This is a genomic window from Winogradskyella epiphytica (assembly GCF_003217215.1).
GTDB classification, from domain to species: Bacteria; Bacteroidota; Bacteroidia; order Flavobacteriales; family Flavobacteriaceae; genus Winogradskyella; species Winogradskyella epiphytica.
Window position 1 is genome coordinate 803,949 of sequence record NZ_QJTD01000002.1, and the last position, 22,258, is coordinate 826,206.

The 22,258-nt window shown below is 33.8% G+C and carries 19 protein-coding genes; 1 reads left to right on the forward strand and 18 read right to left on the reverse strand.

What is annotated here, in order from left to right; all coding sequences use genetic code 11:
- Nucleotide 1: 1 nt before the first annotated feature.
- From DFQ11_RS08820 to DFQ11_RS08885, 14 genes are all read right to left on the reverse strand, one after another.
- A complete protein-coding gene (locus tag DFQ11_RS08820; RefSeq protein WP_146221514.1) occupies nucleotides 2-937 on the reverse strand; it encodes a hypothetical protein in 936 nt (311 codons plus the stop codon).
- Nucleotides 937-2,373: an MBOAT family O-acyltransferase gene (locus DFQ11_RS08825; RefSeq protein WP_110475483.1), complete on the reverse strand. Its 1,437-nt coding sequence runs from the start codon at nucleotides 2,371-2,373 to the stop codon at nucleotides 937-939. Before DFQ11_RS08825 ends, DFQ11_RS08820 begins: the two co-directional genes overlap by 1 nt.
- Nucleotides 2,374-2,382: 9 nt before the next feature.
- Nucleotides 2,383-3,492, reverse strand: coding sequence for a glycosyltransferase (locus tag DFQ11_RS08830; RefSeq protein ID WP_158524993.1), 1,110 nt, complete (start codon nucleotides 3,490-3,492; stop codon nucleotides 2,383-2,385).
- Entirely contained in the window at nucleotides 3,489-5,318 is a 1,830-nt protein-coding gene (asnB, locus tag DFQ11_RS08835) for an asparagine synthase (glutamine-hydrolyzing) (RefSeq protein WP_110475485.1), read from the reverse strand. Before asnB ends, DFQ11_RS08830 begins: the two co-directional genes overlap by 4 nt.
- A 77-nt stretch (nucleotides 5,319-5,395) precedes the next feature.
- Complete coding sequence (locus tag DFQ11_RS08840; RefSeq protein ID WP_158524994.1) at nucleotides 5,396-6,379, reverse strand: glycosyltransferase family 2 protein; 984 nt, start codon at nucleotides 6,377-6,379, stop codon at nucleotides 5,396-5,398.
- 39 nt (nucleotides 6,380-6,418) lie between these two features.
- Nucleotides 6,419-7,807, reverse strand: coding sequence for an asparagine synthase-related protein (locus DFQ11_RS08845; RefSeq protein ID WP_110475487.1), 1,389 nt, complete (start codon nucleotides 7,805-7,807; stop codon nucleotides 6,419-6,421).
- A gap of 182 nt (nucleotides 7,808-7,989) precedes the next feature.
- Nucleotides 7,990-8,901, reverse strand: coding sequence for a glycosyltransferase (locus tag DFQ11_RS08850; protein ID WP_146221515.1), 912 nt, complete (start codon nucleotides 8,899-8,901; stop codon nucleotides 7,990-7,992).
- 185 nt (nucleotides 8,902-9,086) lie between these two features.
- Entirely contained in the window at nucleotides 9,087-10,052 is a 966-nt protein-coding gene (locus tag DFQ11_RS08855; RefSeq protein WP_110475489.1) for a glycosyltransferase family 2 protein, read from the reverse strand.
- A gap of 135 nt (nucleotides 10,053-10,187) precedes the next feature.
- Nucleotides 10,188-10,592, reverse strand: a complete 405-nt coding sequence (locus DFQ11_RS08860) for a hypothetical protein (protein ID WP_110475490.1) — start codon at nucleotides 10,590-10,592, stop codon at nucleotides 10,188-10,190.
- Nucleotides 10,593-10,931: a hypothetical protein gene (locus DFQ11_RS08865; protein WP_146221516.1), complete on the reverse strand. Its 339-nt coding sequence runs from the start codon at nucleotides 10,929-10,931 to the stop codon at nucleotides 10,593-10,595.
- Between the two features lie 92 nt (nucleotides 10,932-11,023).
- Entirely contained in the window at nucleotides 11,024-11,965 is a 942-nt protein-coding gene (locus tag DFQ11_RS08870) for a glycosyltransferase family 2 protein (protein ID WP_158524995.1), read from the reverse strand.
- A gap of 67 nt (nucleotides 11,966-12,032) precedes the next feature.
- Nucleotides 12,033-12,980 (reverse strand): glycosyltransferase family 2 protein, encoded by a 948-nt coding sequence (locus tag DFQ11_RS08875; RefSeq protein WP_110475493.1) that lies wholly within the window; start codon nucleotides 12,978-12,980, stop codon nucleotides 12,033-12,035.
- A gap of 88 nt (nucleotides 12,981-13,068) precedes the next feature.
- Nucleotides 13,069-14,013 (reverse strand): glycosyltransferase family 2 protein, encoded by a 945-nt coding sequence (locus DFQ11_RS08880; RefSeq protein WP_110475494.1) that lies wholly within the window; start codon nucleotides 14,011-14,013, stop codon nucleotides 13,069-13,071.
- Between the two features lie 219 nt (nucleotides 14,014-14,232).
- Nucleotides 14,233-14,439 (reverse strand): hypothetical protein, encoded by a 207-nt coding sequence (locus tag DFQ11_RS08885; protein WP_110475495.1) that lies wholly within the window; start codon nucleotides 14,437-14,439, stop codon nucleotides 14,233-14,235.
- A gap of 1,442 nt (nucleotides 14,440-15,881) precedes the next feature.
- Between DFQ11_RS08885 and DFQ11_RS08890 the strand changes: the two genes are divergently transcribed.
- Nucleotides 15,882-16,631 carry a hypothetical protein gene (locus tag DFQ11_RS08890; protein WP_110475496.1) on the forward strand — a complete coding sequence of 250 codons (750 nt, stop codon included), beginning with the start codon at nucleotides 15,882-15,884 and terminating at the stop codon, nucleotides 16,629-16,631.
- Nucleotides 16,632-16,765: 134 nt separating this feature from the next.
- Here DFQ11_RS08890 and DFQ11_RS08895 read toward each other — a convergent pair whose 3' ends face one another.
- From DFQ11_RS08895 to DFQ11_RS08910, 4 genes are all read right to left on the reverse strand, one after another.
- A complete protein-coding gene (locus DFQ11_RS08895; protein WP_158524996.1) occupies nucleotides 16,766-17,428 on the reverse strand; it encodes a class I SAM-dependent methyltransferase in 663 nt (220 codons plus the stop codon).
- A complete protein-coding gene (locus tag DFQ11_RS08900) occupies nucleotides 17,421-18,662 on the reverse strand; it encodes an ABC transporter ATP-binding protein (RefSeq protein ID WP_110475498.1) in 1,242 nt (413 codons plus the stop codon). The genes DFQ11_RS08895 and DFQ11_RS08900 overlap by 8 nt, the downstream gene beginning before the upstream one ends.
- 34 nt (nucleotides 18,663-18,696) lie before the next feature.
- A complete protein-coding gene (locus DFQ11_RS08905) occupies nucleotides 18,697-19,071 on the reverse strand; it encodes a four helix bundle protein (RefSeq protein WP_110475499.1) in 375 nt (124 codons plus the stop codon).
- A 129-nt stretch (nucleotides 19,072-19,200) separates the two neighbouring features.
- Nucleotides 19,201-20,064 (reverse strand): ABC transporter permease, encoded by an 864-nt coding sequence (locus tag DFQ11_RS08910; RefSeq protein WP_110475500.1) that lies wholly within the window; start codon nucleotides 20,062-20,064, stop codon nucleotides 19,201-19,203.
- Between the last annotated feature and the right edge of the window lie 2,194 nt (nucleotides 20,065-22,258).

The following is a 22,258-nucleotide window of genomic DNA, read 5'->3' on the forward strand; positions in this document are numbered from 1 at the left end:
TCTAATTATTATTGCTTTTCAGTTTCTTCATTTGAATTGCTAAATCTAATGAAAACTTTTTACCTGAATCAACAGTTAAATGATTTCCATCCGTATATTCATAAGCATCTTTAAATGGCATCATATTGATATAAGGTATTTGATAATCTGTTGCAACCGTATTCATTTTTTTATCAAAATCTGGTATCAATTCATTTTCTATTTCTAACATCGCTTCTATTACAGGTATCCTAACTAAATATACATCACCCTGTTCTTTAAATAAGTTTATTGTTTTAATTAAATAATCAAATCTATATTCAGAAATCCCATTGTACTTTACTAATCTCTTTCTATAACTTTCAATTTTATTTTTTGTTCTAAACTCCCTAGATATCATATCAGATTCTATAGTTACTTCCAACCAACCATTATCCTGCACATAAAATGTTTGATACATGCCTTTTCGATTTTTGTTTCTGATAATAGCCTCATTTTTAGGAATAAAAGATTCTAGAAGATATTCAATATTTGGATTTATATTAACAAAATTTGTTTTTCCAATAAAGTCAGCATCTTCAGGATACTCAATTTCATTTTTATTAGTTAATTTATTTTCTGCTAAAGACCACGGAGTGACACAAATTATAAAAACATTTTTTTTATAATCCCTTTTGAGTTTGCTTGAAATACTTTTATAATATGCTTTACCGTATGGCGATGCTGAAATTGTAAACCCATAATTATATATGCCTTTTGAACCATATACAGAATCAATAATATTTGGATGTACACCCTGACTAGCTCTAGATGACCCCACTATAAGCGATGTTTGTTTTGGTGATGAAAGCTTTCCATAAAAGGCATCGGTTGTACCATCTGCCATACTAAACACAAAAAGAAAACTAGCTATCAAGACAACTAAAAACAGGATTGTATGTATTATAAATCGTTTCATTAAAATTGAAAATAAATAAACTCTTGGGTTTTACCTCCATAAAAAAAGATAATCATCGCAATGGTATAATATATAAATAATCGAATGAATTTAGGGTATCCATACCACAAACGTTCTATGGCATATAAATTTCGTCTTCCGGCCCATTCTATCAAAACAAAAATTAGTAAAAAAACAAATACATCAGTTGGCCTAATTTGAGGCAATGTAAATAAAGATGAATTCGCTATTTTAGAAATAAAATCAATGGCCATAGAGACATTCTCTGCTCTAAAAAAGACCCAAGCAAGAACTGTCAAACCAAACGTTATTAACATTTGAAGCAACTCTGTAAGATTAGGAAATATAGTATATTGAGCTACAACATTGGTATGCATCCGATTTTTATTCCGCAATAGTAAAGGTAAGAAATACAAGGCATTTAATGCCCCCCAAATAATAAAGGTCCAGTTAGCACCATGCCAAAAACCACTCACAATAAAAATAATAAACACATTACGGACTTGATTCCATTTTGAACCTCTAGAACCTCCTAAAGGGATATAAACATAATCACGAAACCAAGTGGACAGCGAGATGTGCCAACGTCTCCAAAACTCAGCCATATCTCTAGAAAAATAAGGCGTGGCAAAGTTCTGTTTTAAGTCGAATCCGAAAAGACGAGAAGTTCCTATAGCAATATCTGAATACCCCGAAAAATCTCCATAAATTTGAAAGGCAAAAAACACAGCTCCCAATGCTAAAGTACTGGCAGAATAGGTTTCATAACCATTAAAAATGGTATTTGCAACGTTTGCACAATTGTCTGCAATAATCACTTTCTTAAATAAACCCCAAAGTATTTGTCGCAAACCATCAACCGCTTTATTGTAATTGAATTGTCTTCTTACATAAAATTGAGGTAATAAATTTGAAGCGCGCTCAATGGGACCAGCAACTAATTGTGGAAAGAAACTCACAAAAGCAGCAAAGGATATAAAGTCCTTGGTAGGCTCCAATTGTCGCTTATAAACATCAATGGTGTAACTTAGCGTTTGAAAGGTGTAAAAACTAATCCCAACGGGTAATATAATATTTAAGGTATTAGGCTGTATATCTCTACCAAAAAATGAAAAAGCCTGTACAAAATTATCTATAAAAAAATTATAATATTTAAAGAAGCCTAGAAATCCAAGATTTACAATAACACTTACCCAAAGTAGTAGTTTACGTTTTCCTAAATCCCGTTGTTTTGATAATGCTAAGCCGATAGTATAATCTACAAGGGTACTAAAAAGTATTAAAGATAAAAACCGCCAATCCCACCAACCATAAAACACGTAGCTAGCCATGACAATTAGTAAGTTTTGATACTTTATTTGCTTATTTACTACAAACCAATACAGTACAAAAACTATGGGAAGAAAAACCGCAAAATCTAAGGAGTTAAATAGCATACAATCTGATTAATTGGTGAGTTTGAGATATAATTCCTGACAGGTAGCTACTTCTTTGTCTATATGGTAATTCTGCACGACATAATCCCTAAACCTGTTTCCTATTTGTATATTTTCCGCTCTTGTTTTAGAACAACACGCTAACAACGCTTTTCCCCAAGAAGCAACATTTCCAGCTACAACCAAATGCTCTGGAAATGGTTGCAATTGATCTTTTATGCCAGAAACAGCCGCCCCTAAAACATTTTTACCCGCAGCCATGGCTTCCAATAAAGACACCGGAGAGCCTTCACCGCTGCCCAATGTTGGCAAAACAAATAGTTCAGCTAAACTTAAATAATCTTGAATACGCCCTTGTTTACCACAAAATAACACCCGATTTTTCAAACCTAATGTCTGGGTTAATTTAATCATTTCAAGACCATAATCACTTGTAGCATCTCCTACAAGCATTAAAATCCAATCATCTAGCTGTTCACAAACCAATTGAAATGCTTGCAAAAGTACTTCAATACCTTTTACTGGTACTAAATTAGCCACACACATCACAATACGCTGTTTGGAATCTAATTGCCAGTGCTTAACTAAATCTTCATTCCGAATTACAGGTTTAAAAACGGCAACATCAACGCCACGCGGAATTAAAGTCGTTTTCTTCGAATTCTTAAAAAACTCCTGAAGCATATCGGTATTTTGAACCGCAATAGCACTAGCTAAAAATGTTCTTACCAACCAGGCGTTTTTTGAAGCGCCTCCCCAATTCATATTTTTTTTAGTATAAACCCATGTAATACCCGCCATTTTTGCCGCTAAAGGTTCTGAGTAATCTGCTGCATAATGCATGCTATGGATAATATCTGGTGCGATGGCTTTTAATTTCCTACTAATATCATAACAGGCCTTTATACCTTTTAAATAGGGCTTCATGGGCGTGGTATATTGAATAATATGAATAGGAATACCAGACTCTTCTACCGTTTTAAAAAACGTACCACGATTGTGCATACAAGCAATATGCACCTCAAAGCGTTTTGGATCTAGTCGTTTTGCCACCTGCAATAAGGCTCTACCACTACCAGCAGTATCAAAATTGGGAATAGTAAATAAAATTTTAATCATTTCACTAAAGCATATAAAGTAAATAAAGGCCATTTAAAATCCTGCTTCTTATCAGCATGTCGCTGTAGCATCTGTTCTATGGCATGGCGTTCAAAACCAAAACTTGTTAAGTCTGCATCCAACAAACGCTCTGTAAATAACGTTTTTAAATCTTCACGAAGCCAGCCACTCAAAGGTATAGAGAAGCCCTTTTTTACAGTTTCCATTGGTACAGATGGAATCCGTTTATGTAATACCTGCTTTAACACTTGCTTACTTTTGTTTTTACCGTAACTCAACAAGGGATCTATTTGTAAACTCGCCTCAATCATCTGTTTATCCAAAAAAGGCACGCGTACTTCCAAACTGTTTTCCATACTGGCCAAATCTACCTTTCTCAAGGTTTTTTGCATCATCCCATAAAACTCAGCATGCCGCATATGCTGCAATAAGGTTCTTATATCCCCTGAGTTCTCGTAACTATACACTTGGTAGCTTTCCGGCAAGGATACAGCTGCTAATTGAGGTGCTAAGGCATCCAACCATTCTTTTCTAAACCTAGAATGTAAGCCTTGTTGTGCGCTTGCCTGACTTGAAGCTAAAAGCACCGCATTTAAGTTTTTATTTCCGCTGGCATACTTATCAAAACCATATAAGCCCTTACGTATTAAACTAGGATAATGCTGAAAGCGAATGTTTTTACCAACACTCCAAAACCGTTCATAGCCAAAAAACAATTCGTCACCGCCATCACCACTTAAAGCAACAGAAACTTGCTTCTTTGCTAATTTAGAAACTAAATAGGTTGGTAAAATACTAAAATCGGCCATGGGCTCATGCAACGCATTCATAGCCTCATCCCAATAAGACAGCATCTCTTTAGCGTCCAAATTCCAAACAGTTTGTTGCAGATCTAAAGCTTCAGCAAACTGTTGAGCGCGTTCAGATTCGTCATGTATCTTACTATCAGAACCTATGGTGAATAATTGAGTGTTTTTATGGTATTTCTTTATAGAAGTTCCTATTAAAGTGGAATCAACACCTCCCGACAAAAAAGCACCTACAGGAACATCCGAAAGCAGTTGCCGTTCTACAACCTTATCCAATACGGTTTCAATATAGTATTCGGCTTCAGAAGAATCTGTTATAAATGAAGATTGGTTGACTGGCAGTTCCCAATAGCGTTGATGGGTTTTTACACCTTCACTACTAAACGTAATGATCTCACCTGGCAAAACTTGAAACGTATCTTCATAAAGTCCAAAAGGTGCAGGCATAAAGTGTTGTTCTAAATAGAGTTTTAAAACCTGCGAATTAATAGATTTACTAGAATATAAAGCGTGTCCTCTTATTTGGTCGTACTGACTTGCTACTACTAATGCCTTACCATCCCATCCATAAAACAAAGGTTTGATGCCTGCAAAATCTCGAACCAAACTTAACTCTAAAGTTTGATGATTAAATATGACCATAGCAAACATGCCATTTAGAGCTTTTATGGTTTTCTCTACTCCCCAAGCCTCCAAACAAGCCACAATAGTTTCCGTATCGCTATGTCCACTAAAATTGTTGTAATTGAGTCTTTTTCGCAGGTCAAAATGGTTATATATTTCGCCATTAAAAACGATCGTGAATTTCTTATTAGCACTTTGCATAGGTTGATCTCCAGCGGCTGAAACATCCTGAATGGCCAATCTATTAAATCCCATTTGCACATTAGGCGAAATAAACATATAGCCACTGCTATCAGGACCCCGCTTGCGTGATAAGGACAATAAATCTAAGAAGTGATCCTTGTTTAGGTCGGTTTGAGTTGATAAATTATATTCGACTAAAAATCCACACATATATGCTTTTACTTGGTTTTAAATTTTCGCTGTATTTATTAAGTTTTTCTTCTCAAAAACAGTGCACATGCCTTATATCATTTTACAATATACCGCATATAATACTTCAATACATAGTAAGCATAAAATTTATACAAATTCCTACTTCCTGTTACTATTGTTAAATGAATAAACAAACTAGTAATAACTGGGATTCCTAAAGGTTGAATGTCTTTTAGTAGCTTTTTTTTAAGCAATTTTCTTTGAGAATAGCCTACTGTAACACTTAGCATTTTAGGTATATAACCATAAGCTCTAATTAGAACTTCTTTTTTAAATGCTAATGGTACCTCATTTTCTAATAGATAGGGAATATGCTCATGAATTAGAGGTTCCCAATAGGTAAATTCCCTTGACAGCGCTTTTTTATTTTGAGCGCTTACAGTAGAAGAGTCATGTCTGTAATAAAGTAATATTTTTTTATCTAAATGAGCAACCTTACATTCCATCCCCAATTTAACATGAAATGCAGCATCTTCTCCTAGCTTTAAAAGTGGATTGAAACAACCTATTTTATCAAAAACTGATCTTCTGTGTAAAAAACTCGGCGTACCAGGTAAAGTTCCATAATTCATCCATCGAATACCCCAATAATGATATTCTGGTACCGTTAATTTATAAGTATCCTTAAGACTAACTTTCGTCTCCCTTAGCTTCATGTTAGATTTGATAGTATTACCATGAACACTATCTAAACTAGAATCTATTTTAAGCACTTCTAATAAGCTATTTAAGGCATTTTCAAACAACTCATCATCCACATCAAAAAAATAAACAAACTCACCTTTGGCTTGTTCTAACCCCGCATTTCTAGCCGATGCCGCCCCTTGCACGGGTTCTCTATATAAACGTACGCGGTCGTCTTTTGCTTGAATACTCGTAATAATAGCTACAGAGTTATCCAGAGAGTTATTATCAACAAAAATTATTTCAAGTACCCCTATATTCTGATCAATTAAAGTTTTATACGCATTCTCAATAAACGGCGCACCATTATAAATTGGAATAATAACGCTTATCATATAATCAACACATTTATTGCTAATGGGATTTCTCACCATTTAAGACTTATTAAACTTAGAATTCCAAACAGATAAGGTTAAAAGCATGCTTACGGCATGGGAATAAAACACAGGATCTTCAGCTTTAAACTTATTATACATACTATCGATCACCTCCTGATCAACAAACTCTAAAAAAGAAGCATCGTATAAATAACTGCGTAAATTTTCATCATTGCTTTCTCCTAAAAACTGCAACTCCCAATTTCGCTGAATATACTTTTTTCCAGCAATCGCATTCATCTTTCTACTTATTTTATTTTTAATACGATAAGGCAAATTATAAGGCAACTTGTTGTTTTCATAATTATACAAATTAAAAGGCATCTGTTCTTGCCAAGGAATGCGCGCTAATGTTGCATCTCTATTTTTGATATACTCTATCTGTAATTTCCGATCCGCTAAGTACTGCTCCGGTATTTCGCAAATAAACTGACACATACGATCATCATAATACGGCAAATTAACAGGCTGGGCTTCCTGAAAAAACGACAAACTAACACTAGTCCAGCGTGGCGCCCAATACAAACTCTTAAAGGCACGTATTTTAGCTCCTTTGTCATCAATATCTATTTGGTTTAATAACTTTTGAATACGCATTTTTAAATAACTTTCAAAATCACCATCCAAATCCCAGGACTTCCATAGGGCACTGGCTACAGCCAAGCCACCTTTCTTAATCACTTTTTTATAAATAAGGTCCAATTCCGTTAAATGAGCATCTTGCTCCGCAATACCACGATCAAAAAACACATCGCCCCAATGACCTAAAGAGAATTCGCCTTCCATAGCTTTAAACTCTTTTAAAACTGCCATTTGCCTAGGGTGTGTAAACTCTGAATAACAATTATTAATTGCAGCCGCATCATCTAAAACCTCCCATAAATAATGGGATGGAATAATAAAAGGATCAAAAGGAAACGCACAGGCTTTAGCCATCAACTCGCTTATCTTATGTTCTTTAAAGCCATCTTTAAACGAATAAGAATAACTGTGCACATCGGCTTTTAAATGTTTTAAAGCAACAGCTTGAGTCCTGCTATCCAAACCACCAGATAAGGGTAATAAAACTCGGTTATTTCCCGTTTGTTCCTTTACAATCATTTCAAATAAATCAGTGAACTCGGCTAGTGCTGTTTTAAAAGAAATATCTCGAGGTTTTGAATACCATTTAAAAAATGAATTTTGCTCTTGTATCTGTCCATTAGCATTCAAAACATATTCGGTTCCTGGTTGCAAGATCTTTTCATCCTTAAAAAAACTATCGTCTTCCAAAAAAAATCCCGTGGCTGCAAAAACACAAATGGCCTTAAAATCTATCGCATGAGGTGCATCCACCTTAGCAAAGGTTTGTTTTTTAGGAATAATTGGTACTCTTGTTGTTTTCATTCTATATAGTAATCGAAGATAATATATTTTAGGACTTTTGTAAAGGTTGTTTAAAATTGAAACTTTAAATTCTCATTTTTGTACTATCGATTATCATTTTAGATTCATAAAATGAAGGTCGCATACAATTACACTTTATTAGTTCACATATGTTTTAAATACAATTGACCACATTTCATTCTCTAGTCGAAAGATTTTTCTGTGATTCCAAAGTACTCAAAAACTTCTTTAACTTGTCGATCATTATCGTTATCAAAGACATTTTTTGAGAATAAGGTTTCTTTTTGAGATTCAGGAATTTCAAGAAACTGTTCGAAATAAAAATCAGTAAATACGACTGGAATACCACTTGCTATTTGGCCTGCTTTTAACCATACATCATCACCTATACAATTAGTCTTTTTTATACCTTCTAAATCAAAAAATGAATCTTGAAAAAAACGAGGTTGGTATAACACACCACCAACACCTGTTGCAAACAACATTTTTGAAGGATTGCTACTACCCACAATGTTAATTTTCCATTGGCGGTAAGGTTTTATGTGATGATCCTTTATTTCCATATAACGAATGCGATTAGCCACCACGCAATGCGGGTGTTTGTGATGGGTTTCCATTAATCGGGACAACATCTGCGTAGGGTAGATAATATCATCATCTACAGTCACAATTAAATTATCTGGATATTTTTGAAAGGCATAATAATACTTAGTATGTGCCCCAATATCTTCACAAAATTCAATATCCAAACCTAAGGGTATCAATTCTAATAAGGCCTGTGGCAATTCTTCTTCACCTAACGGAAACTGATCTTTACCTAGCCACAATACAATCTTTTTAGGTTTTAGCGTTTGATTTAGAATACTGCGTATGGCTAAATAAACCACATCTATTCTTCCAGGAAAGGAAGTTAAGCTTACTATAATAGTACTAGCGTCATCCACTTCCAAAGAATTTATAGACACGGTCTTATAGTGAGCAACTAAATTGACTTTTAAATATTTATAAAGCTGCCAATGTAACCAATGGTTTACCCGATTAGCCTTCTTTAGAGGTTTTCGAGTTAAAAAATAGTTGTATAAGAAATGAATCATATTACTTTTTGTGATAGTAGATTCTTGAATAAAAATGAGATTCAAAAATATTCAAAATAACTAAGATACTCAGCTTATTCTTATACTTTAATATATGCTGTACATGTCGAATGCCGTTACACGCCTAACCTCTTCTAATTAATTAACTCTAACAAACATAATAACATCAATAAAAATTAAAAGTTTTAAATTTTCTTTAAACCATAAGTATTAAAAACTTCATTTTGTTTCATCAACTCATAAAACTTATAATACTTTCCAGAAATAGAATTCGAAATCTTTGCTATATAATAATAATAATAGTGTTTGGGAAAAACACTCTTTAATTCGTCCGTAAAGCCCTTCGGTAAATCTATGTTATTGTTTAGTTGCAAATAACAATGCACACATTGCAATAAGGAGTATCTATTAAATTTGGATGAATTGGCTTGATCTTTTATATCCATATAATTATGCCAATTTGATTCGAACATTTTCTTTAGATGAATTTCAGTGGATTGATCACGCTGTCCTTGGATGGAACTTGTCGTGTATCTTCTTAAGGTTAAAAAAACATCTAAATAAAATAAATTAGTAGTTTTCAATAAGAGCTTACAATTAAAGTTATGCTCTTGTCCTGCTGTCATGAGTTCATTGAATTGAATAGTTTCAATAACGGATCGTTTTACCATTAAATCTGGGGTATGCCATCTAATATAATCTATAGCATATCTTTCAAATGTAACATCTGAAGCTTTAAAGTCATAATTAAAAAAAGAATTATTTTTTTTATTGAAGTACTTGGTTTTACTAACAACAAAGTCAACATCATTTTCAGCCAAAGCCTTGGCTTCTAACGCTAACTTTTCTGGAACCATCAGATCATCACTATCAAACCACTGAATATAATCACCTTTACTTAATTTAAATCCATAATTACGAGCGCCATTACCACCAGGCAAATGTGTGTCTGGACGTTTGTAGTATTGAAACCGACTTTCATTAGCCATATAATCCTTAAGAAGTTGTTCTGTAGTATCAGTACTTCCGTCATCAACTATAATACATTCCCAATTACTATAGGTTTGTGCAATAATTGAATCAAGAGTTTCACCAATTATATGTGCTCGGTTATACGTGGGGATGATTATGGAAACTAAATATTTATTCACAAGAGAAAATTTGTATTAAAGCAGAAATAAAATCTGACCGGTTTTAAAATGAGACCTATTAATTGAAGTCAATATCATTAAGTGATATTATTGTTTAAAAAAAAACAGTATTGATCGGCTATTCTAATAAATTATTTAAAAGTTTGAAATCATAAAGGGTAACGTATCGAAAGACTTGTTACTCCTAAAATAAGTATATCTCTCCATAAATTGAGGTTTGATTTTTAGTATTTGAGCCCAACGTTCAGAAATTTGAAGTTCATCTTCCCTTTGTGCGTCATCCAGAAACACGCCGTATGTATTGGATAATCTATTTTCAAGAAAAGGTATTGCGGAATAACGCGCAAATGGTGTGCTGCCTCCAAAAGGACCATCTACAATAATCAAATCAAACTTTTGCTCATCCTGTAGGGCAGTCGCTATTTTTGCCGAATCATACCAAAGTTCTTGATTCAGAATTTTCAAATCATTTGGAACAGCCGTCATTGGCGCGTGAATGAACGTAACTATATCTTCAAGACCATGACGTGAAACATCCATTTACATCTTAGATAACCATTCTTCACTAGATTCTACGGAATAGAGTTGAGCAGGTAAATTTAAAGTTCTTATTAATTGGGCAATATATAGTGTTGACGCTCCAGACCCAAATTCAATGATATGCTGTCGTTTATTAATGACAATATCATTTAAAATGTGCAAAATAACACTTGGCGAAATAGACCAGTCGGTAAATGGAATAAAATTAGGCTCTGGGAACAATCTGCTTATATGAGCATAATCCAACACAACTTGCTCGCTTTTTTGTTGATTTATACCAATTTCCTTTATGCGATCCTTAATATAGGTTTGTAGTTTTTTTTTGAGATTAAATGACATCAATTCAGTTTTTAGGTTGCGTGTTTTTGTTAAAAAAAAAAAATCTAATGATACTCGTTTAGTCAATCACTTTTAAAGTGGTTTATGATATTTTACGAATCAATTACAACAAATTGGTTAGCACCGCGCTTTATTAAAAATTGAGAAACAGTACAGCCCATTAAATAAAGCTTTTGGCCTATGCTTAAATATGGAAAAGCAAGCAATCGTTTAACAACCTCTTGATAGTGACCATTTCTTAGCATTACTTTTAAACTATTTAAACAGTGTTTTTTATATCTATTAATACCTTTTGTGTGCTTTTGTGCCGCAAAATAATTCAAAACCATAAGATATACTTGATAAATGGAAGCCATTTTTAAAATATCCATATCCGACCGATAGCTCATGGAACCGTCATGAGTTTTTACAGTAAAAAGTATCTTGTTAACATGGACAATTTTTAATGAATTAGATGCTGTAAAAAACCGAAAGAAAAAATCGAGATCTTGGTTTTTTTTTAAAGATTCATCAAAGCGAATGTTTGCTATTTGGTTTCTTCGTAACATATAAGAATAAGGCCCAAAAGACACGTCTCCATTTACCAAGTCGTTAAGTATGTCACCGCTAAAACTCTTATTGGCTATACGGGTTCGTTTACCCATTTTATTAACATTTTCAAATGCGGAAAAAACGACGTCTGTATCAGCCTCTTTAATAAAACACTGCATTTTAGTAGCAATAAAGTCTGGAGCCATAACATCATCACTATCAAACCAATTTATAAAATCACCAGTGCTTTTTAAAAACCCATAATTTCTGGCACCATTGCCGCCAGGCTTATGAGCATCTGGACGTTTAAAGAACTTGAATCGATTATCTTGGTTTACATAACCCATTATAACCGCTTCGGTTCTATCTTCACTACCATCATCTACAACAATGCACTCCCAGTTTTGATAGCATTGAGAAACTACTGAATCTAAAGTTTCTCCTATCAATTGAGCACGATTATAGGTAGGTATAATAATAGAAACTAATGGATTTTCTTTCAACGCAATGGGTGTTTTTTATAAAATTATATTTTTTAAAGGATACTAATTTAACATTTTATGTCAAACTTTAAACACTATGACCAATTAGCTTTCTATAGAAAAAATAACCTTTATCCTCGCTAACCTTAAAACTTAACCACATGGGAAAAAAATAGAAGGCTTTAACATGTAACTCACTAAATAGCGCCTTTATAAAAATACTTTTTTTAGGTGCATAGCTCGTATTTCGACCTTTGGCCATGTAAAAAAGACACTTTTTTATCAGAAAAATCCGTGTTTCCTTTTCGGCAATTTCTTTTAAATCCAAATAAGTTAACCATTTTGATTTAAAAGCGCCTGAAAGCAACTTTTGCTCATTATCTATACGTCCTCGTATAGAATCCGTGTGATGTCTCCGTAAGCTAACAACCTTATCTACAAAAAAAGCATGGGTTGAATAATGCACTAAAATAGAAAAATAATTATACTCTTGTCCAGATTGTAAAGCTTCATTAAATCTTATACGAGTTGCTATATCTCGTTTAATACAAACATCTAATGTCAACCAATTAATGTTCTGAGCGACATAATTATATTTTGATATTTTGAAATCTTCGAAATTATAATAATCCTTAAGTTTTACTGACGTATGGTTGAAGTATTCCGTTCGAGTAATCACATAATCACAATTAAATTTCTTAATGGCATTAACTTTAACTTCCAAATGGTTTTCAGTCATTAAATCATCACTATCAAAAAAAACAACATAATCACCTTGAGCTTTATTTAAACCTATATTTCTACAGGCGTTGGCACCTTTGGGTTTGGCGTCAGATCTTTTATAAAATTTTATTCTTTTGTCAAGATGTCTATAGTTAACCACGACATTCTCGGTTTTATCTGTACTACCATCATCTATAATTAAGCATTCCCAATTAAGATAACTTTGCGCTTTAATAGAATCTAAAGTATCGGCTATTAAGTTTGCACGATTGTAAACTGGCATGATGATAGAAACTAAAGATTGCGTTGACATAATATCCGTTTAATGGACTAAAATAAGGAATAAGGTATTATAAGCTACTGGAACAAACACAAGATTATATCATTTTATGTATAACAGATTAATCTGCTCTTTTCTGCACTAATTTATTTCGAAAATAATAGCCTTTATTACTGTATTTCATTAATAGTAACATTAAAACGAAATAGCAGCCTTGAAAACCGTACATACTAAAAATTTCTTTTAAAAATTTAGTTGTATTCGAAATTGGGATAAGTCTCAAAGCATATACATTCGCAATACAATTGACTAAAAGAAAATCCAATTCTTGTTTTTCAGCTGTAAACTTTAAATCCATATAGGTAAACCAATTTACTCTAAAAGAACTTTCATTCTTTAATAAATTGGTTTTCAAGTTCGACCGGATCGAACTATCATGATGTCGTCGTAACGACACAACCTTATTAACAAATTCAGCACAGTTTGATTGCTGTATCAATTTACTAAAATAATTATACTCTTGTCCAGACTGTAAATTCTCGTTAAAAGTTATAGTTTTTGCGATTGAACTTTTTATACAAACATCTAAAGTTAACCAGTTTAATTTTTTTGTTAAATAATTATGCAGCGTAATGGAAAATTCATCAAATTTATAATACCTATTGATGACTTCATTAGTGTAATTAAAATATTGTGTTTTTGTTATAATATAATCACAATTAAATTTTTGGATAGCATCAACTTTAATCTCCAAATGATTTTCAGTCATTAAGTCATCACTATCAAAAAAAACAACATAATCACCTTGTGCTTTATTTAAACCTATATTTCTACAGGCGTTGGCACCTTTAGGTTTTGTGTCAGGTCTTTTAAAAAGTTTTATTCGCTTATCGTTTTGAGCGTATTCTGTTAGAACGCTAGTAGTTGAGTCTGTACTCCCATCATCCACCACAATACATTCCCAATTGGTGTAGGTTTGTGCCAATACAGAATCCAACGTCTCACCAATTAAATGCGCGCGGTTATAAGTAGGGATAATAATAGAAACAAGTGTTTGTTCTGGCATCAGTAGAATTTACGCTACTAAGATACAAAGCCATAAGAAATACAGCCAATAAAATCAAAGAAAGGATAAAATAAGAGTGGTAAGTGAATAAAAAAGAAAGAAGACAAGGCCTTTGATCGTTATTAAAGCAATCAAAACGGAGTTAAACAAAAGGAGTCGACAAATTACAACGACATACATGGAGAGTAATTAGGCAAGCTAAGCAGGTAATCATCGGCACTAAGACCGTTTTTCAATGCCATTTACCATATTAAAAACATCGTCGAAGGGCAGAGCCATATATTCACAAAACTCACGTATAGTAACAGCCTGATGTTTCTTTTTTTTATAAACATCCCTCATGGTACGAAGTAGGGTTTGTGCATAGGTTTGGGACTTACCTAAAATAATGGCAACCTCTTTAGGGTATATGCATATTTGTTTCATGTGTTAATAATAATTTAAAGACGCTGTGCTGATTTTTACTTGTTAATACTTCCATAATTATCTGATTTTAATAGTTTAATTCATACAAATCTAACTGGTTATCAGTCCATAACAGTTCTAAAACATTAAACGTTATTAAAAGTTCTGAACAATAAATATCTTATTTCTTACAATTTTACTACTATTTAATAATTGTATAAAATGATAACAATATAGCTTGTGCCATTAAAAGTATTGTCTTACCATAATACAAGCAGTGCTTGTCTTGCAAGGATCCGATGATGTCGTTATCAGTTAAAGAATTGATAAAAAGTTTTAATTTCATGATTTTGAGGGTATTATAGAAAAATTAATTAATGACTTAAAGTTATAAGGAAATTAACAAAAAAGGCTTAAAGCGCTCTTATATTCGATGAGACGGTTTTATTTGTAAGATTTATAATATAAATAATTATCAGTTTTATCAGACAAATGCTTTAATATAATCGATAAAACATGAGTTGAACTACTAATAACAAAACCATCATCAAAGGGTAATGCCATATACTCACAAAACTCACGTATAGTAACAGCCTAATATTTCTTTTTATTATAAACATCCTTCATGATACGAAATAGGGTTTGTGCGTCGGATTGGGACTTACCTAAAATAATAGTGACTTCTTTAGGGTATATGCATATTTGTTTCATTTTGTGTTAAAAAAACTAACTATCTACATGTAATACGGCTTATAATATCAAAACGGATGGTTTTTCTTAAACATTAACGTTAACAGGGTTTTCCCTACAAAAATAAGAAGATTATTATATTAATAAAGCGAAGCGTACCAAAGTAATCAATCGTCGGGTTGCACCCAGTCGAAACCCATTCCCAACTCCCCTCTTTTAAAAAAAAGGACGACCAAGCGTTAAAAAATAGTCCAGTGGACTATTTTAGCGAAGGAGCGAGCTGGCGCATGGGCAGAATTTGCCATAGTGAAACGAAGGCAAAGAAAGGGGTGTTCAAACTCCGTACTTACTCCGTACTTACTCCGTACTAACTCCGTACTAACTCCGTACTAACTCCGTATCTAACTTCTACAAAAACAGAAAACACTAAAAACATAAAAAAGCACCAAAACCGCCAAAAACATTAAAAAACATTAAAAAACATTAAAAACAACCATACTAAACCATAACACCAAAAACCTTCAAATCACTAGAAAACAGAAATTTAAAACAACTTTAAACAATAACAACCCAAAACAACCAAAACCAAAACAGCATTCTAAAATCAGCCATAATTTAGCCTTATGATTGTGACAACAGCTGTGACATCTGAAATTTTTAAGCAGGAGCTCATGCTTAAGTGCACCTTTTCGAAACAGCTGTTTAGCAATTAAAATTTAGTGTTGAACCAGTATGCTTATTAAAACAAAATAGCATACATAAATTTTAAAATTATGGCAAAATATAAAAGCCTATTTAAAGTAAGAGGCTCCATCGACGATGTGAGTTTTTACAAGACAGAAGATGGATACGGCATCAGATCCAAATCAAGCTTAGACAAAGCACGACTTAAATCTGATCCAGCCTTCGAAAGAACTCGTGAAAACAACAACGAGTTTGGCAATGCAGCAACCAGTGGTAAAATACTGCGTCGCGCAATTATTGACATGGTCTCTAATGCAAAAGACAACAAACTCGCATCGCGCGTAACTCAAGTAATGAGTCAAGTTAAAAACTTCGATCTCACCTCACCTAGAGGACAGCGAAATGCAGCAGTTGGCATACTAACACCAGACGGTAAAATACCTTTGATAGGATTTAATTTCAACAGAAGATCGAGTCTTTCAGAGGTATTCCAATCCGATTACAGCTTAAGCACAGCTACGGGAGAAATCGTAATTAGCAATTTCATCCCCACACAAAAGCTAATTATCCCGGAAGGAGCAACGCATGTAGAGTTTACAGCAGGCTTTCTTAATCTGGATTTGGCGACGCAAGAAAAGGATATGCAAATAAGCAATGTGGAGAACTTAGCGATTAATGGTATATCAACCACAATAACGCTAACACCTGCTGCACCAGCTGCCGGAACAGGGCAAAGCTTTTACTTATTAAAAGTGGCCTTCTTTCAGGAAATTAACAATTTACAGTATCCGCTTAAAAACGGAGCTTTTAATGCCTTACAAATCCTGAATGTGTTATAGCAGTAGAGCTCTAACAAAAAAACGGACACCTTTGGTGTCCGTTTTTATTTCTGGAATTTACATTATTAAGCAACTTTCCTTTTAAAAAGTTACGACATAAAAAACAATAGTATCTGTATAATAAATTTATTCTTTTAATATTTTTTTAAAACCACTGTATATCCTGTTTTTTCCATAAATAAAAAACCTTTGTTCTTTATTTTATTTATAGCTTTTACAAGATACCCAACTAACGCACCTCCTTTAGCGTTATAATAATTGATTACATTATCACTAGCTATATACCTGTATACTAATTCCTCCTGCTTATATGAAGTAGAAATCAAGTTACGCGTTCGAGAATTCTTCTGCTCTCCACACAAATAATTGCGATATACTTTCGGGTTATACGGGCGAACATGTGACAAATCATTATAAAACCCACTCCACATAAGGGGAGCTGAAATCACTAAACATCCTCCAACCTTCAAACAACGATCCATTTCTACAAGTGTTTCGTAAAAAATCTGTGGCTCTAAATGTTCTACAACATGACTACAATGAATAACGTCAAAAAAGTTAGAATCAAATGGAAGCTTAGGCAATAAACCACAAAAAACATTTTTATAGTTCTTTTTCAGTATATCTGCTGTGTCTGGATTCCCTTCAAACAAATAAAAATCGTCGCGTTCGCAATACTCTGGAAAAGATCCTACACCAGGACCAATATCTAAAACTCTTGAATCTTTTGAAATATAGCTATTTGCTATTTCAAAAAACGGTTCTCTCTTATGTGTATAATATATATTTTTATTCATAAAATTCCCAATTTGCATTTTCTATGATTGGATACCCGTTTTTACTTGAAATAGGACCATCACAACGTATTGCTCCTTCTTGGACTTCAAAGTTAATAACTTCTTTATGAAAATCATAAGTTAAAGAAGAAGTACCAACCCATAGGTTTCCAAGATAGCTACCGTGAACTAAAGGCAAAGAATCAACTACAATTTTCACTTTATTATCCCCAACTTTCATCTTAAAACTTTCTCCTACATGACCAGAATAGATTTGGTATATAGGTTGTGACTCAGCTGTACTTATGGTGAATGCTATTTGTATTAGAACTTCAATCTTAGAATGAATAATTATTTCAGAATTAAATACATGTCCTGTTTTAACTTTAGACATAATATTAAATTCTTTAACACTTATTTCTTTATTAGAATCTATATTTTTAAAGTTTTCATTTGCAATCTTATCTTGCTGATTATTTAAATAAAAATCAATGGTTTCTTCTGTTGGACCATCAGCAATAATTTTCCCATGCTCCATACAAATCACACGACTGCATAAATTAAGAATAGATACCATATTATGACTCACAAACAAAACCGTTCGCCCATCGCCTCTACTAATATCCTGCATTTTCCCAATCGCCTTTTTCTGAAACTCGGCATCCCCAACGGCAAGCACCTCATCTATCACTAAAATATCAGGCTCTAAAAATGCAGCTACAGCAAAAGCCAAACGCACACGCATACCGGAGCTATAGCGTTTAACAGGTGTATCAATATAACGCTCACAACCAGAAAATTCGATAATCTCCGCTTCCTTACTTTTTATTTCGGCTTTGGTCATGCCCAAAATAGCCCCATTCAAATAAATATTCTCACGTCCGGTAAGCTCTGGATGAAACCCAGTCCCTACTTCCAATAAAGACGCAATACGGCCTTTGGTTTTTATTTCGCCTGTAGTCGGAATCGTCACACGTGATAAGATCTTCAGTAAAGTCGATTTCCCTGCGCCGTTTTTACCAATAATCCCTAATACCTCCCCTTGTTTCACTTCAAAATTGATATCACGCAAAGCCCAGACATACTCACTATCGGCCTTCGTACTTCTATCATTCACAGAACCTACCTTCAAATACGGATCTTCCTTCCCACGAATACTCGCCCACCATCTATTCAAATCGTGACTTAGAGTACCAGTGCCTACGAGGCCTAGTCGGTATTGTTTGCTTATGTTTTCGGCTTTAAGGATGGTCATTAGGTGTTAGTCTTTAGGTGTTAGTCTTTAGTTTTTAGTTATTGGACTTTAGATATTTTGTTAATCCACTAATCATTTTTGATAATTCAGACAGTAGATTACGGTTTTCCTCATGCGTATCGTTATCTATATAACCACGTCTAAATGCAATAGTACTACAAACCACGCATTCGTTTACCGAGTTTCTTGCAATTTGTAAAAAGCGGTTAAACTGTGCATTCGAGTCACCATGACCTTCTGCAATATTCAAAGATATAGAAACCGCTGCTCTATTAAACTGAGAACATAAATTGTATTGTTCATGCGTTGGAAATGCTTTAGTCAAGTCGTAAACCACATCCACGAAATCTAAAGACTTCTGATAAACCTTTAAATCTTCAAAACTAAAATGTGCTTTTATAGATTCCATATAAATAAAAATTTATAACTCCAATTACCAACAACTACCGCCTACCATCTACCAACCACCATCTAACAACTAACATCTAACAACTACCAACCACCAACTACCAACTACCAACTACCATCTACCACCTAATCAAACTGTATCAATAAAAGTCTTCTCAGTCCGATTAAAAATTACAATTCCCAACATAAGAACAGCTATCGTAACTCCCACCGTATACACTATCCCAAACCAACTAAAGGTTCCAGTGCCCAACAACATATAACGTGCAGTTTCTATAATATAAGCTAAAGGATTGTACTCCACCACCCAGGCAATCTTTGGTAATTTTTCTCGCATTAAGGCTAGTGGATACATAACGGCCGACACATACATAAGCAACTGAACGCCAAAACCTACTAAGAATTTCAAATCACGATACTTGGTCACCATACTCGAAATAATCATTCCTAGTCCTAAACCTAGCAGCCCCATGAGCATAACGATTAGTGGAAAAAATAGAACACTAGAGGTTAAATGTATAGCAGCTCCGTTGAAATAATAAAAGATATAAAAGGCTATAAATATGAGTAATTGAATCCCGAACTTCATCAAGTTCGAAATGATAATAGATAAAGGCACAATAATACGTGGAAAGTACACCTTACCAAATATGGCTGCATTGGTTTTAAAAGTATCACTCGTAGAAGTTAAGCAGGTATTAAAGTAATTCCATATAGAAACTCCAGCCAAGTTAAACAAGAACGGAGGCACGGTTCCAGTTTCTATATTAGCAACTTTATTAAAAATCAAGGTAAAGGTCAATGCCGTAAATAACGGCTGTATCAAATACCATAAAGGTCCAAGTATCGTTTGCTTATAAACGGTGACGACATCTCGTTTTACAAACAAGAATAACAAATCACGATAACGCCAAATCTCTTGGAAATTAAAATCTATTAATTTTCGTTTGGAAGAAATGGTGTATAACCAGTCTTGGTCATCTATTTTACTCAAGAGTAGACATGTTTTTAGTTGGGTAAATATAGTAATTCCATAAAGATACTAAAACATTAGAGTATAGAATATCTAGGTATATATGTTCTTCTGGATTAAGACTTTGCAAACTTAATTTTTAGCCGTTCAAAATGTTTTTTAGCGTTCCTTGAAGTTTGTCTCCTTTTTAATCTTAAGGTCTAAATACCTGAAACACAACTGTTATTTTGAGTGCAGCAAAGAATCTATAAGCATTAGACCGAAGAAAGCAGGAACATAACTAAGTAATAGAACAGCAAAAAGCATCAAACCATAAATCCATGCACTTTTAGCTTTTCACTTTTAGTCTTTCACGTCTAACTCTCCACTACCAACTAACAACTAACAACTAATTAGTAATCCCTAATCCCTAACAACTAACAACTAACAACAAACCCTCCGTCTAGCTCTCCTTCGTCAAGCTAGCCACCTCCCTTTAACTAAAAGGAGGAGCAGTTTAGTGGTTCAATTAATAATTGGAATATTCAATTCGAAGTTAGGATGTCATTACCAACGTCGAACCTCAGGTTTCATAGCGAAGCGAAGAATCTACAGCCTAACACCGAAGAAATCAGGAACATAACTAAGTAACAGGACAGCGAAAAGCAATAAACCATAAATCCAGTCACTTTAAACTTTTCACTAATAACTTTTCACTAATAACTAATTACTAACAACTAATCCCTAATCACTAATCCCTAATCACTAGTTACCAACACCTAACAACTAACAACTAACCCCTCCATCAAGCTAGCCACCTCCCTTTAACTAAAAGGAGGAGCAGTTTAGTATTTCAATTAATAATTGGTGAATTCAATTCGAAGTTAGGATGTCATTGACAACGTCGAACCTCAAGTTTCAGAGCGAAGCAAAGAATCTATAAACATTAGACCAAAGAAAGCAGGAACATAACTAATTAATAAGACTGCAAAAAACAAACCATAAATCCATGCACTCTTAGCTTTTCACTTTTAGTTTTTCACGTCTAACTCTCCACTACCAACTAACAACTAATCACTAATAACTAATTACTAATCACTAACAACGAACAACTAATCACTAACAACTAATCACCAATCACTAATAACTAATCCCTAATCCCTAAAAACTAACAACGAACAACTAACAACTAACACCAAACCCTCCGTCTAGCCCTCCTCCGTCAAGCTAGCCACCTCCCTTTAACTAAAAGGAGGAGCTGTTTAGTGGTTCAATTAATAATTGAAATATTCAATTCGAAGTTAGGATGTCATTGACAACGTCGAACCTAAGATTTCAGAGCGAAGCGAAGAATCTATAAGCATTAAACCAAAGAAAGCAGGAACATAACTAATTAATAAGACTGCAAAAAGCAACAAACCATAAATCCAGTCACTTTTAGCTTTTCACTTCTAACTTTCCACTCCCAACTAAAAACTAACAACTAATCACCAATCACTAATCACCAATCACTAATCACCAATCACTAATCACCAATCACTAATCACCAATCACTAATCACTAACACCAAACCCTCCGTCTAGCTCTCCTCCGTCAAGCTAGCCACCTCCCTTTAACTAAAAGGAGGAGCAGTTTAGTGGTTCAATTAATAATTGAAATATTCAATTCGAAGTTAGGATGTCATTGACAACGTCGAACCTCAAGTTTCAGAGCGAAGCAAAGAATCTATAAGTATTAGACCGAAGAAAGCAGGAACATAACTAAGTAACAGGGCAGCAAAAAGCAACAAACCATAAATCCATGCCCTTTTAGCTTTTCACTTTTAGTCTTTCACGTCTAACTGTCCACTACCAACTAACAACTAATCACTAATAACTAATTACTAATCACTAACAACGAACAACTAATCACTAACAACTAATCACCAATCACTAATCACCAATCACTAATCACCAATCACTAATCACCAATCACTAATCACCAATCACTAATCACTAACCCCAAACCCTCCGTCTAGCTCTCCTTCGTCAAGCTAGCCACCTCCCTTTAACTAAAAGGAGGAGCAGTTTAGAATTTCAATTAATAATTGAAATATTCAATTCGAAGTTAGGATGTCATTGACAACGTCGAACCTCAAGTTTCAGAGCGAAGCGAAGAATCTATAAGCATTAAACCAAAGAAAGCAGGAACATAACTAATTAATAAGACTGCAAAAAGCAACAAACCATAAATCCAT